The organism is Enterococcus sp. DIV1224, assembly GCF_050555455.1.
In the GTDB taxonomy this organism is placed as follows: domain Bacteria; phylum Bacillota; class Bacilli; order Lactobacillales; family Enterococcaceae; genus Enterococcus_B; species Enterococcus_B lactis.
Genome location: NZ_CP187859.1, coordinates 839,467 through 852,330, shown reverse-complemented (window position 1 = coordinate 852,330; position 12,864 = coordinate 839,467). Strand labels below are relative to the sequence as shown.

12 protein-coding genes are annotated in these 12,864 nt (G+C 39.3%); 3 read left to right on the top strand and 9 right to left on the bottom strand.

Features of this window, described 5'->3' with window-relative positions:
* The gene (locus IGK53_RS04030) at positions 1 to 972 is read right to left on the bottom strand and encodes a PhoH family protein (RefSeq protein WP_430605012.1); all 972 of its coding nucleotides are present in this window, start codon (positions 970 to 972) and stop codon (positions 1 to 3) included.
* Positions 973 to 1,678: 706 nt separating this feature from the next.
* Between IGK53_RS04030 and brnQ the strand changes: the two genes are divergently transcribed.
* Positions 1,679 to 3,058: a branched-chain amino acid transport system II carrier protein gene (brnQ, locus tag IGK53_RS04025; protein WP_002291696.1), complete on the top strand. Its 1,380-nt coding sequence runs from the start codon at positions 1,679 to 1,681 to the stop codon at positions 3,056 to 3,058.
* A 155-nt stretch (positions 3,059 to 3,213) separates the two neighbouring features.
* On the opposite strand, the gene IGK53_RS04020 is transcribed toward brnQ, so the two are convergent.
* From IGK53_RS04020 to IGK53_RS04010, 3 genes are all read right to left on the bottom strand, one after another.
* Positions 3,214 to 3,660 carry a GatB/YqeY domain-containing protein gene (locus IGK53_RS04020; protein ID WP_430605011.1) on the bottom strand — a complete coding sequence of 149 codons (447 nt, stop codon included), beginning with the start codon at positions 3,658 to 3,660 and terminating at the stop codon, positions 3,214 to 3,216.
* Positions 3,661 to 3,686: 26 nt separating this feature from the next.
* Entirely contained in the window at positions 3,687 to 3,863 is a 177-nt protein-coding gene (rpsU, locus tag IGK53_RS04015) for a 30S ribosomal protein S21 (protein WP_002287321.1), read from the bottom strand.
* Between the two features lie 161 nt (positions 3,864 to 4,024).
* Entirely contained in the window at positions 4,025 to 4,453 is a 429-nt protein-coding gene (locus IGK53_RS04010) for a Fur family transcriptional regulator (protein WP_002287322.1), read from the bottom strand.
* 91 nt (positions 4,454 to 4,544) lie between these two features.
* Between IGK53_RS04010 and IGK53_RS04005 the strand changes: the two genes are divergently transcribed.
* Positions 4,545 to 5,405 (top strand): pyruvate, water dikinase regulatory protein, encoded by an 861-nt coding sequence (locus tag IGK53_RS04005; RefSeq protein WP_002314696.1) that lies wholly within the window; start codon positions 4,545 to 4,547, stop codon positions 5,403 to 5,405.
* Between the two features lie 83 nt (positions 5,406 to 5,488).
* Here IGK53_RS04005 and IGK53_RS04000 read toward each other — a convergent pair whose 3' ends face one another.
* The 5 genes from IGK53_RS04000 to IGK53_RS03980 all read right to left on the bottom strand — a co-directional run bounded on the left by IGK53_RS04000 (position 5,489) and on the right by IGK53_RS03980 (position 11,703).
* Positions 5,489 to 5,839 carry an ArsR/SmtB family transcription factor gene (locus tag IGK53_RS04000; RefSeq protein WP_002316410.1) on the bottom strand — a complete coding sequence of 117 codons (351 nt, stop codon included), beginning with the start codon at positions 5,837 to 5,839 and terminating at the stop codon, positions 5,489 to 5,491.
* A 15-nt stretch (positions 5,840 to 5,854) separates the two neighbouring features.
* Positions 5,855 to 7,582, bottom strand: a complete 1,728-nt coding sequence (locus IGK53_RS03995; RefSeq protein WP_002291690.1) for a phospho-sugar mutase — start codon at positions 7,580 to 7,582, stop codon at positions 5,855 to 5,857.
* Positions 7,583 to 7,795: 213 nt separating this feature from the next.
* A complete protein-coding gene (gene trxB / locus IGK53_RS03990) occupies positions 7,796 to 8,722 on the bottom strand; it encodes a thioredoxin-disulfide reductase (RefSeq protein WP_002291688.1) in 927 nt (308 codons plus the stop codon).
* 144 nt (positions 8,723 to 8,866) lie between these two features.
* Positions 8,867 to 10,300 carry a 6-phospho-beta-glucosidase gene (locus IGK53_RS03985; RefSeq protein ID WP_430605010.1) on the bottom strand — a complete coding sequence of 478 codons (1,434 nt, stop codon included), beginning with the start codon at positions 10,298 to 10,300 and terminating at the stop codon, positions 8,867 to 8,869.
* A complete protein-coding gene (locus IGK53_RS03980; protein WP_430605009.1) occupies positions 10,300 to 11,703 on the bottom strand; it encodes a 6-phospho-beta-glucosidase in 1,404 nt (467 codons plus the stop codon). Before IGK53_RS03980 ends, IGK53_RS03985 begins: the two co-directional genes overlap by 1 nt.
* 229 nt (positions 11,704 to 11,932) lie before the next feature.
* Here IGK53_RS03980 and IGK53_RS03975 point away from each other — a divergent pair, with 229 nt between their 5' ends.
* Positions 11,933 to 12,835 carry a MurR/RpiR family transcriptional regulator gene (locus IGK53_RS03975; RefSeq protein WP_002291682.1) on the top strand — a complete coding sequence of 301 codons (903 nt, stop codon included), beginning with the start codon at positions 11,933 to 11,935 and terminating at the stop codon, positions 12,833 to 12,835.
* Positions 12,836 to 12,864: the final 29 nt, after the last annotated feature.

The window sequence follows — 12,864 nt, the reverse complement described above, 5'->3', positions numbered from 1 at the left end:
TTATTTTTGATGAAGATCCGCCTTTTCATAAGCTTTGATGATTTCGGCAACTACAGGGTGCCGAACAACGTCACTTGCTTCAAAATTAACAAAATCGATTTTTTTGATTTGCTTTAGTGTTCGTTCTGCATGAACAAGACCACTTGTCGTCCCTCGAGGCAAGTCTATCTGACTTGTATCCCCATTGACAATCATTTTTGATTGATAACCGAGACGGGTCAAGAACATTTTCATCTGAGCGACTGTCGTGTTTTGTGCTTCGTCCAAGATAACGAATGCATCATCCAATGTCCGCCCCCGCATGTAAGCTAATGGTGCGATTTCGATTACGCCTCGTTCCATCAATCGGTTCGTATGATCCAATCCAAAAATTTGGTATAAAGCATCATAAACAGGCCGCAGATAAGGATCCACTTTTTCTTTCAGATCCCCTGGTAGAAAGCCTAGGTTTTCCCCTGCCTCTACAGCGGGCCGCGTCAAAATGATTTTTTGCACTTCGCCTTTTTTTAAGGCAGCAATTGCTAATACTACGGCAAGAAACGTTTTCCCTGTTCCGGCTGGCCCTACACCAAATACGATGTCATGTTTGGCTACCGATTCAACGTATTTCTTTTGACCGCTGTTTTTTACCCGTATAGGTTTTCCATTACGGTCTTTGACGATCTCTTCCTCATACATCTCAACAAAATAATCTAATGTACCTTTTTGCCCCATTTTCAATGCCGTCACGACATCTGGTGTACTTACGTGGATTCCTCGTTTGATCAATTCCTGTAATGTCCGAATGACTGAGGCAGCCAAGGAAATCTGGGATTGTTCACCAATGATCTGAATGATTTCTCCACGTGTATGGATGGTTGTTTCCGTTGTTTCCTCGATCAGTTTTATATGCTTGTCGTGTGCACCTAAAAGCATGCTGACATCATCAGCAGCTGTCAATCTAATCTCTAAAGAACTAGACTCTTCCGTCAAAAATAGACATCCCCTTTTTTTCGATTCATTCTTTCCTATTTTACCATACTCAGAAGAAACTATATAGCAAATAAGAAAAGGTTGTAAAAGAGCCGCTTAACCATACGTACCAAGAAACGTTAAAAAATAGCCGTTTCCATTCGCTAAAGGTCTCGTTTTGATAAAAAGAAGCTGAGAATGTAAGTTATATGAAAGTGGAGAACAAAATATTCCGTTTCATTCAGCAGGTATTCTCTAGGTATTTTTCTTGTTTCAAAAAAAGAAAACAAAATAGTTAAAATATTCTTGCATTTCAAAAAAAACAGGTGTATTATTACGTCAACAAATAAACATACAGCAAAGCGTCGAGGAAAACAGTAGGCTATTCAACGATTTATTCCCAGTGAGTCATGTAAGTGAGAAATGACAATAAATCGAATAGACGAACATCATTTCCGAGTCAATGTCGAAAACGTAGATCATTGTGGCTGCCTCCATTATCAGGCTAGCGGATAACTTTAGCAAAAAGCGTCCGTGAATGAAGAAGCTTTTTTAAGCGAAAAAAGGTGGTACCGTTCTAGAATCTAGAGCCCTTTTCCCAAGTGGAAAAGGGCTTTTTTTTATATTTTAAGGTGGTGGTTTTCATGGAATCTGATATTAGTGGCATTACTAATTGCTGCAACGTTTATATCGTCAATCAAAATGATAATTATTGGAGGAAAAATTTATGGAAGAAACAAAAACTTATTCATGGAAACAACTATTGATGGTCAGTTCACTTATCTTCGGGATGTTCTTCGGGTCAGGTAATCTAATCTTTCCTGTCCACTTAGGTCAAATGGCTGGCGCAAACTGGGTCAGTGCTGGCGTAGGTTTTGCCATCTCAGGCGCTCTTTTCCCATTACTAGCTATCTTAGCTGTAGTAGTGACAAAAAGTGATGGTCTGTATGACTTAGCTAAACCTGTTGGAAAATGGTATGCTGCCTTGTTCTTAATCCTTGTTCATTTGACGATCGGACCATTTTTCGGTACACCACGGACAGCTGCTACTGCTTTTGAAATGGCTGCTAAACCATTTTTGCCTGAAAAATATAATTCATTAGGTATGTTTTTATTCTCTGCTCTTTTCTTTTTACTTGCTTATTTCCTTACTGTCCATCCCACACGGTTGGTCAAATACGTCGGAAAGTATCTAAACTCCTTGTTTCTTGCATTATTAGCAATCATTTTTGTCGTTTCTTTATTCCACCCAATGGGAAATCTAAATCAATCTGCTGCAGATACTTACCAAACAAACGCTTTAACAAATGGTGTCCTAGAAGGTTATAACACGGTTGATGCAGTAGCCTTGCTTGCCTTAAGTGTCACTTTTGTCCATGCAGTCCGTGACCTTGGTTTCAAAGATAAAAAAGTCACAGAATTAACAGCAAAAGCTGGTAGCCTGAGCGTTGCGCTAGAAGTCATGATCTATTTTGGTCTTGTTCTTCTCGGTGCGATGAGTTTGAACAAGATGTCTTTATCAGAAAATGGCGGAACTGCACTTTCTCAGATCACTAATTTTTATTTAGGTAACTTCGGCGCTAGCTTCTTAGGAGTGATGGTCACATTAGGTGTCTTCACTACCGCTATGGGACTCGTTGTTTCTTTTGCACAAGATTTCCATAAACTGTTCCCTAAAGTCAGTTATATGACATGGCTGCGGTTAACGACTTTCGTCTCTTTTGTCGTTGCAAATGCTGGTTTGGACAATATCATCCAATGGTCTTTACCAGTATTGATGCTTTTGTATCCATTGTCGCTTGCGTTGATCTTGCTTTCCTTAACAGCAAAATTTTTCCAAAAGACACCATTTGTCTATCAAGTAACGATGTTGTTTGCTGCTGTTCCCGCCGTATTGGATATGCTGGCAAATTCGCCTGCTTTAGTGAGTCAACAAAGAGTTGTAGCAAGCATGCTCGAATTTTATCATCATCACGTTCCTTTTGCTGCATTAGGACTTGGTTGGATGGTCCCAACGTTACTTGGTTACGCTGGCAGCTTACTCTTCTATTACGCCTATCGCCTATCAGGGTACAAACAAGAAGCAAATGAACTACCAGAAGAATAACCAGATCAAACACAATTTAACATAAGAAATATTAAACAGGAAAAAACCAGCTAGATGAAAGAATCCTATTCTTTCGTCTAGCTATTTTTTAGATTTCTTTTTTACGAGCACAAAAAAACTGCGGACAATGATTGTCCGCAGTTTAAATGATAAAATTAAGATTGTAATAGTTCTTTCACAATGGCATTTACTTGGTTTCCATCTGCTTTTCCTTTGACTTTAGGTATGATCGCACCCATGACTTTGCCAAATTCTTTCATTGATGAAGCACCAGTTTGTGTGATTGCTTCTTGAACAAGTTGTCGAATTTCTTCGTCGGAAAGTTGTTCCGGCATGTATTTTTCGACTATCACAATTTCACTTTTTACTTTTTCAGCTAAATCGTCACGTCCTGCTTCTTCAAACTCATGCAAAGAATCACGTCGCTGTTTCATTTCGCGAGACAACACCGTTAATTCTTCTTCTTCTGTCAAGTCGTGACCTTCTTTAATCTGCTCGTTTTGTATAGATGACTTGATCATTCGGATGACTTGTAAAGATTCCTTATCTTTCGCTTTCATCGCTGTTTTCATGTCATCGTTTAATCTACTTAGTAGTGACACACTACCAACTCCAATTCATCACAGAACTAGAATTTTTTGCGTTTTCTAGCTGCTTCAGATTTTTTCTTGCGTCTTACACTTGGTTTTTCGTAGAATTCACGTTTACGAGATTCTTGTAAAGTACCCGCTTTTGACACGGAACGTTTGAAGCGACGAAGAGCATCGTCAAGTGATTCGTTTTTGCGAACGACTGTTTTTGACATGTTAATTCCCTCCCTCCGAGCTTAAAAAGTAACCGTAATTGTTATTGAAATATATCTCAAAAAACAAGACTGTCCTGTAAATATTATATCTAATGCTGTTTTGACCGTCAAGGAAATCTTGCTTTTTTTTAAAATTATCAAATGTTATTTTATTTAAATCCTTATTGACAATTTTCACATCTTCCGAAAATCTCGAATCTATGCCCTTCGATCGTACATCCACCGAGCTGTTCTTCGAAATAATTCATTGGACACATATGGATTTCTTTCGTTGTTCCGCACACCGTACAGATAAAGTGATGGTGATGGCCGATTTCCCCTTGACAGCAATGAAAACGAAACTTCATCTCTCCATTTAAATCGGTTTCTTCCAGTAAATCGATTTCTGCAAAATCATGGAGATTTCGATAAATCGTATCGTAACTTACTCCTTTGAATTCCTGATTCATATAGTCAAAAACTTCTTTAGCGGATACGTAGCGATTGCGCTTCACTAAATAAGTTAACAATGCTTCTCTTTTTTTAGTATATTTAAAACCGTTATTTTTCAATGTTTCTAGTGATTGTTCGATCAATGTCTGTTTTTTCATGACTTATCCCTCCAAATCAAAATGATTACGAAGTACACATTCTAGAGTATGGTATAATAAACATAAAAAAAATGCAAGTGAGGTTTTATCCATGTCTTCCGATTCTACAGAAATCGTTACTTTTTTTGTCATCTCCGACTCTGCTGGAGAAACTGCGACAAAATTAGCACAAGCCACTATGGCCCAATATCCTAGCGTTGAGTTCAATTTATTCCGCAGAACATTTGTGACAGATGAGAAAACATTGATGCAGGCACTGCAAGATGCACTAAAAGAAAAAGCCCTTGTCCTACACACATTGATCAATCAAGAATTGATCGAGATGACGCGTTCTTTTTGTGAAGAACATCAATTATTTAGTTTTGATGTGATGACTCCGCCGATATCAGAAATCGAGCGCTTAACTGGTATCAAGCCCATTCGGCAACCTGGCGCCCTTCATTTATTGAATGAGAACTATTTCAAACGGATCAAAGCAATGGAATTTGCTGTAAAATACGATGACGGGAAAGATCCGCGTGGGTTTCTAGAAGCAGATGTCGTTTTGCTAGGCGTATCCCGAACTTCCAAAACGCCTTTGAGCTTGTTTTTAGCTAACAAAAATTTAAAAGTTGCCAATCTTCCTTTAATCCCACAAGCACATATTCCCAAACAGCTTTGGGAGATCGATCCTAAAAAAATCGTGGGACTGACGAATAACCCAGATATTTTAAACAATATCCGTAAAGAACGGATGCGCTCTTACGGATTAAATCCTGATACTGCTTATTCCGATATCGAAAAAATACGAGCTGAACTCGATTTTGCAAATGATCTTTATGAAAAACTGGGCTGCGTAGTAATCAATGTCGCTTCTTTATCTATTGAAGAAACAGCTTCGCTTATTTTGAATGCTTTAGACCTAGAAGACCATAGTTATTATGGAACTGAAACCACCGAAGAAACAGACTAACAATTTTTCTTTAAAAAAACTGGACTGTGTCAGCGAAGAAGATTCGTTGACACAGTCCAGTTTGTCTCTATTTGCACCTATCGTTATTGATGTTCCACATGTTTGAGTGTCTGGTTCAAAATATCCAGTACGTGAGAATCATCAAGACTATACAAAATCGCTTTTCCCTCACGATGGGACTTGACGACATGGTTTTCTCTTAATAAACGCAGTTGATGCGATACAGCAGATTGTTCCATTTCCACTGCTTGGGTGATTGCTGTCACATTTTGTTCCCCGTCTTTCAGATACAGCAGAATTTTGAGACGAGTGGGGTCACTCAACATTTTGAATAGTTGGCTGACTTTCTCTACTTTTGTTTTTTGCGTGTCTGGCAATCCATTCACCTCCAACTTGAAAAAAGACTGACTTCTAAAGTTTACCACTTTTTCCATCAGTCTCAAGTTTTTTTATTCTTCTGTCATCTTTTGGATAATCGCTTCATAAGCGGCTACTTTTTCAGCTGCGTCTTCTGAAGAGTTTCCTTTTACACCGATATAAAACTTGATTTTCGGCTCAGTTCCTGAAGGACGGATAGCGATCCAGCCATTTTCTTCCAGCGTATACTTCAATACATCAGATGGCGGTGTCGTTAGTTTTTCTACATTTCCTTCACGGTTTGTTCTCGTCAACTCTTTGAAGTCTTCTGTTTGGATGACTTTTGCTCCGGCAAATTCTGTTGGTGCTTCTTCACGGAATTTTTCCATCAAAGCAGAGATTTTCGCAGAACCTTCTTGTCCGCTCATTGTCACAGAAATCGTTTTTTCTGCGTAGTAGCCATAGGTTTCAAAAATCGTTTGCAAGCCGTCATACAACGTTTTGCCTTGTTTTTTATAGTAAGCTGCTACTTCTGCTAATAAGAGCAATGCTTGGATCGCGTCTTTGTCGCGAACGAAAGGTTTAACTAAATAACCGTAACTTTCTTCGAATCCGAACATAAAAGTATGGGAATGATCTTCTTCGAATTGTTGAATTTTTTCAGCAATGAATTTGAATCCTGTCAATACATTGAACATGGTAGCCCCATAGTGTTCCGCAATTGCTGTAGGCAATTCGCTAGAAACGATCGATTTCAATACCGCTGCGTTTTCAGGTAAAGTGCCTCGCGATTGGTGTGCTTCCAAAATATATTGAGCAAACAGTGCTCCGATTTGGTTTCCGGTCAATACTTCATAGGAGCCATTTGGCAAACGAACGGCTGCACCTAAACGGTCTGCATCAGGATCTGTTGCAATCAGCAAATCAGCGCCTTCTTTCTCGCCAAGTCGTATCGCATACTCAAAAGCAGAGTGTTCTTCTGGATTTGGTGATTTGACTGTAGTGAAATCTGGGTCTGCGACAGCTTGTTCTGGAACTAGTACGAATTGTTCGAATCCAGCTTGTTTCAACGCACGTTCGCCTAACATTTTTCCTGTTCCGTGAAGTGGTGTGTACACAAGTTTCAAATCTTTCCCCATTGTTTCCACCAATTCATGATCAATCGTTACTGCTTTGATTTCTTCTAGATAAGCGGCATCCACTTCTTCTCCGATGATCGTGATCAATCCGCTATGTTCAGCTTCTTCGTCAGATAATACTTCAACTTTTAACGGATTGCTGACTTCACGGACATATTTCGTCAATGCATCTGCGTCTGCAGGAGGCATTTGTCCCCCATCTTCTCCATAGACTTTATATCCGTTGTAAGCTGCTGGATTGTGGGATGCAGTTACCATGATTCCCGCAAACGTCTTCAAATGACGGACTGCAAAAGAAAGCTCTGGTGTTGGACGTAGACTTTCGAATACATAAGATGGGATATTGTGATGTGCTAATGTTTTGGCTGCTTCCATGGCAAATTCTGGTGATTGATGGCGTGAGTCATAAGCGATAGCGACACCTCGGCGTTTTGTTTCTTCGCCTTGTGTATCCATGAAACGTGCAAGTCCTTCTGTTGCTTGTCTTACCGTATAGATGTTCATTCGATTGATCCCAGGTCCTAAGATTCCCCGCATGCCTGCAGTACCGAATTCCAACGGTGCATAAAAAGCATCTTCAAGTTTTTCAGGATCTTCACCCAGATCATTTAATTGTTTTTTTAAGTTTTCTTCTAAATTTTCTTCATGTACCCATTGTTCATACACTTGTTCCCAAGACATGAAAATAACACCTCTTTCTGAAATATGGTTCTTAATAAGTATAGCATTCACTTATTAGATATGAAAGTATGAGGACCAAAAAACGCTTAAATCAAGAAAAGATTCTTTTATCAAGCACGGTTACAAGTATTCGCATAAATCGGATTCAGTAGATTTCACGCGAAAAAAAAGAGTAAAAGAACAATTGAAACCGTTCTTCCACTCTTTTTAAACTTATGCAGTTGTTTCTTCTAAAGATTCCAAGTATTTATACACTTGTTGTCCAGCGATCCCACCATCACCAACAGCAGTAGTGATTTGTCGCAAATCTTTTTCACGAACATCTCCGATGGCAAAAACGCCTGGTATATTCGTCTTCATTTCGTTGTCTGTTGGAATCCAGCCGGCTTCGTTCGTCAACCCAGCTTCTCTAAATGGTGCAGTTAATGGATCCAGTCCAACATAGATGAATACTCCGTCTGCTGCCAAATCAAACTCATTGCCGGTTTTGACATTACGTGCTTTCACACCTGTCACTACCATTTCATTCCCAACGATTTCGTCAACGACTGTATCCCACATAAAGGAAATTTTTTCATTCGCAAATGCACGGTCTTGGATGATCTTTTGTGCACGTAATTCATCTCTACGGTGGACGATGACTACTTCAGAAGCAAATTGTGTCAAATAGATGGCTTCTTCTACTGCTGAGTCTCCTCCTCCGATCACTACTAGACGTTTGTTACGGAAAAACGCACCATCACAAACTGCACAGTAAGAAACGCCACGTCCAGCAAATTCTTCCTCGCCAGGTACGCCTAATTTACGGTGGATACAGCCTGTTGCGATAATGACTGTTTTTCCTTCGTAAGTTTTATCTTCACAAATAACTTCTTTGTGGCTGCCGTGATCCTTGATATCTTGCACGATTCCATAAGCATTTTCTGTCCCAAATCTTGAAACACCTTCATACATCTTATAAGCTAGATCAGGACCCATGATTGAATCGAAACCAGGATAGTTTTCGATTTCTGCCGTATTGTTCATTTGGCCGCCAGGGGCGCCTTGTTCGATCATCAATACGGATAAGTTTGAACGTGAAGCATATAAAGCAGCAGTCATCCCAGCAGGACCTGCGCCAATAACGATTACATCATACATATGTAGATTCTCCTTTACTTAATCAAGTAAGCATACTTTACAGCCAATGCGAAAAAAAGTCTATTGTTCTGCTTGCGTTTCTCGAATAGCTTTATTATACTCGAAAAATCCGCTGAAAAACAATAGACTTTTATAAATCATTGATCAATCATTCGAAAGATTTTCTCCATTTGAATCAATTACTTTTTTATACCAGTTGAATGATTTCTTCTTCGAACGGGCTAATGTGCCATTTCCTTCGTTGTCACGATCGACATAAATGAATCCGTACCTTTTCTTCATCTCACCTGTACCAGCTGATACTAAATCAATACATCCCCAAGTCGTATAGCCTAATAGATCGACTCCATCTAATTCTACTGCATCTTTCATTGCCTGGACATGTGCTGCCAGATAGTCGATTCGATAATCATCTTCCACATAACCATTCTCATCGGGCGTATCGACTGCACCTAAGCCGTTTTCTACAATAAATAGTGGTTTTTGATAACGATCATAAATATCATTCATCGTTATTCTCAAGCCTAATGGATCAATTTGCCAACCCCATTCACTTGCTTCCAGATATGGATTTTTGACAGAAGCAAAGATATTTCCTGCAGTCTGTTCCAAGAGTTCGTTGTCAGTAGTCGAAACTCGAGAAGAATAATAAGAAAAGGAGATAAAATCAACAGTATGTTCTTTCAGCAATGCGGCATCCCCAGGTTCCATTTTGATCTGAATGCCATTTCGTTCCATTTCTTTCAATGCATAAGCGGGATATTCTCCTCGTGACTGGACATCAATGAAGAAATAATTTTCTCGATCTGATTTTCTAGAAGCCCAAACATCTTCAGGATTGCAAGTGTATGGATAATATGCTCCTGCTGCCAGCATACAGCCTACTTTGTTCTCCGGATCTACTTCATGAGCAATCTTCGTTGCGATGGCACTTGCAACCAACTCATGATGTGCCGCTTGATATTTTATTTGTTCTTCATTTTCTCCTTCTTCAAAATACAGCCCTGCGCCCATGAATGGTGCATGAAGGATCATATTGATCTCATTGAATGTCAACCAATATTTGACAAGTCCTTTATAGCGATTGAAGATGACTCGGCACAGATTTTCATAAAAACCAACGAGTTCTCTGGAACGCCACGCACCATATTCTTTGATCAAATGCATCGGACAATCAAAATGTGTAATCGTCACAAGCGGCTCGATCCCGTACTTTTGACATTCTTTAAAGACATCCTCATAAAATTTCAAACCAGATTCATTTGGCTCTTTTTCATCGCCCATTGGAAAAATACGACTCCAAGCAATGGACATCCGATAAGTCTTGAACCCCATTTCTGCAAATAAAGCAATATCTTCCTTATAATGATGATACATATCGATCGCAATTTTTGCTGGATAAAAATGATTTTCATCAAATTCAAACATTTTCTTTTTTCCAGTAATGACAGGAAAACGGTCTTCTCCGATTGGCACAACATCTACGTTCGCTAACCCACGTCCGCCTTCATCATAACCGCCCTCGCATTGATTGGCTGCTGTAGCTCCGCCCCATAAAAAATTTTTTCTGAATCCCATCATACTTCCTCCATTACATGTGTATTGCTTGATAATTTTCTTGCCAGTTCATCTTGGACTTCGATTCCTTCTGCTTTTAACCGGCTGATTGTTTCCTTGAATTGCGGTAAATACTGCTGATGTGCAATAAACAACTCATCCATGATCCGTTTTGCTGTCTTTCCTGATCGTATAAGCGGATTGATCGTAAACGCTTGTAAAGCTGTTCCATAATCACCAGTCACGGCTGCTTCGATCGTCAGCAATTCCATATTCTTCATTACTTGCAACCAGCCTCTTTCAGCAGCAGGAAGGGAACCAAACGCTACATTTCGTGCGCCTTGTGCGCCAACATAGGCAGTGACTTCTACTACACAATCTGCCGGCAGATCAGGAACAGCTCCATCATTCTTTGTAGATACCACGATCTGTGTTTCTTTATTTCCATAGATCGAAGCAATCGTTTCACAGGCAGCATCTGAATAATAAGCACCACCTCGTTTTTGCAATTGTTCAGGTTTATGATCCAACTCTGGATCTTTGTATAATTCAAACAGCTCTGCTTCTGTTTCTTTCACTTGCTGCGCTCTTGTACCAATCGTTTGATATTCTTCTAAAGCATGTTCCAGCATTTCTTCTTCACGATAGTAATAGCGGTGGTAGCCACAAGGGATCATGTTCATTTGTTTTAATTGTTCTTTGAAAAACGGGATATCAAAGATATTTTTCGGCAATCCATTGTCTTCATCGTATAAACGATCAATCAATTCTGCCGTGCGGTCATTTCCTTTATTATCTGCTACTTTGTGCCAATGGAAGTGATTTAGACCGGCAAACTTGTAGATCAGCTCTTCTTTTTTCTTGCCAAGCATTGTTGGTTCTGTCATCATCGCCATTACTGGCACATTGCATAATCCGATCACTTTATCCCATTTGCCATATCTGATAACTGCTTCTGTCACCATCCCGCTTGGGTTCGCGAAATTGATCAGCCAAGCATTTGGACATAAACGCTTCATGTCTTCAACGATTGCCAAAACCACTGGAACAGTACGAAAAGCTTTGAATATCCCGCCAGCACCATTTGTTTCTTGCCCAATCATCCCATAATAACTAGGGATCCGCTCGTCTTTGATTCGTGCATCTAATTGACCGACACGAAACTGAGTCGTAACAAAATCCGCATCTTTCAATGCTTCTTCCCGATCCAGAGTTGCATAGATTTTGACTTCATACGGAGAAGCATCCCACATACGCTGAGACATCTGACTGACGATCTCAAGCTTTTCTTTTCCTTCTTCTACATCTACGAGCCAGATTTCTCGTATCGGTAATTCCTCATATCTTTTGATAAATCCTTCCATCAACTCGGGGGTGTAACTGCTGCCTCCACCAATCGTAGCGATTTTGATTCCTTTTGCCATGTTCTCACTCCTTTACTTTTTACACTTTTATTATCTTTTTTGTAAACAAAACAAACAATAGAAATTCGTTTCTTTCCAGTAACATTTACAAAAGTTAGTGTTTTCTTCTGGATTTTTGTAAATATCTTGTCAAAACATGTCTTTATTAAGCTATATAACATAAATCCGTTTACAAATCATTTTCAAAAAAGTTATAATTTACGTAAAAAAACAAGAAGAAGGTATCTACATGTTATTACGTGAAAAAATCAAAGAAATCTCCTTTTCTCCTTCAGAAAATGAAGTGATTCAGTTTCTCTTAAGCGATTCTCCAGCACTTGGCGAAATGACCATCCAAGAGATTGCTGAGCGATGTTATGTCCACCCGTCCACACTCATCCGTGTAGCAAAAAAAATGGGTTTTGATGGCTGGGTCAGTTTTCGTAATGCTTTTTTAGCTGAAACAGCCTATCTTGAAGGGAATTTTCAAGACGTAGATGCGAATCTTCCTTTTTCCACCACAGACGGTATTATGACGATCGCAAATAAAATGGCTTCTTTAGAACAGATGACGATTCAAGATACACTTTCTCTCATTCATCATGACCAACTGCAAAAAGCCAAACAACTAATGCTTCAAGCAAAAAAAATCGTGATTTTCGCCAGTAACTCGAATACTTTGATTTCTCAAGATTTCATGCTGAAAATGAAGCGCATCAAAATGGATGTCACGATTGTCACCACTTTTGGTGAATCGTTCTATGAAGCGTACAATTGCACGAGTGATATGTGCGGGATTCTGATTTCTTATACGGGTGAAAACAATGTGATCCTTCGTACCGCAGAAATATTGAAACAAAATCATGTGCCAATTTTAGCTTTGACCAGTATCGGTGATTCAACGCTATCTTCAATGAGTACAGCCGCTTTGCGACTTACGACACGCGAACGACTGTATTCGAAAATTGGTAATTTTACGATCAATACATCGATTTGTTATCTTCTAGACGTGTTATATAGTTGTGTTTTTGCAGAAAATTATCAACAGAATTTAGTCCATCTAATTTCTGTAGGACAAAAATTTGATAAACGCCCTATCAGCTCAGCCATCATGAAAGAGCCTTTCAATTTCGAAAATAAAGAAGTGGAATAAAAAGAATAGTTAAGCCTAGTCCATTCTTT

Bases quoted from the DNA above. Each gene is read 5' to 3' on its own strand.
- brnQ (WP_002291696.1), top strand. From the start codon at position 1,679: ATGGAAGAAACAAAAACTTATTCATGGAAACAACTATTGATGGTCAGT.
- rpsU (WP_002287321.1), bottom strand. From the start codon at position 3,863: ATGTCAAAAACAGTCGTTCGCAAAAACGAATCACTTGACGATGCTCTT.
- IGK53_RS04010 (WP_002287322.1), bottom strand. From the start codon at position 4,453: ATGAAAAAACAGACATTGATCGAACAATCACTAGAAACATTGAAAAAT.
- IGK53_RS04005 (WP_002314696.1), top strand. From the start codon at position 4,545: ATGTCTTCCGATTCTACAGAAATCGTTACTTTTTTTGTCATCTCCGAC.
- IGK53_RS04000 (WP_002316410.1), bottom strand. From the start codon at position 5,839: ATGGAAAAAGTGGTAAACTTTAGAAGTCAGTCTTTTTTCAAGTTGGAG.
- IGK53_RS03995 (WP_002291690.1), bottom strand. From the start codon at position 7,582: ATGTCTTGGGAACAAGTGTATGAACAATGGGTACATGAAGAAAATTTA.
- trxB (WP_002291688.1), bottom strand. From the start codon at position 8,722: ATGTATGATGTAATCGTTATTGGCGCAGGTCCTGCTGGGATGACTGCT.
- IGK53_RS03985 (WP_430605010.1), bottom strand. From the start codon at position 10,300: ATGGGATTCAGAAAAAATTTTTTATGGGGCGGAGCTACAGCAGCCAAT.
- IGK53_RS03980 (WP_430605009.1), bottom strand. From the start codon at position 11,703: ATGGCAAAAGGAATCAAAATCGCTACGATTGGTGGAGGCAGCAGTTAC.
- IGK53_RS03975 (WP_002291682.1), top strand. From the start codon at position 11,933: ATGTTATTACGTGAAAAAATCAAAGAAATCTCCTTTTCTCCTTCAGAA.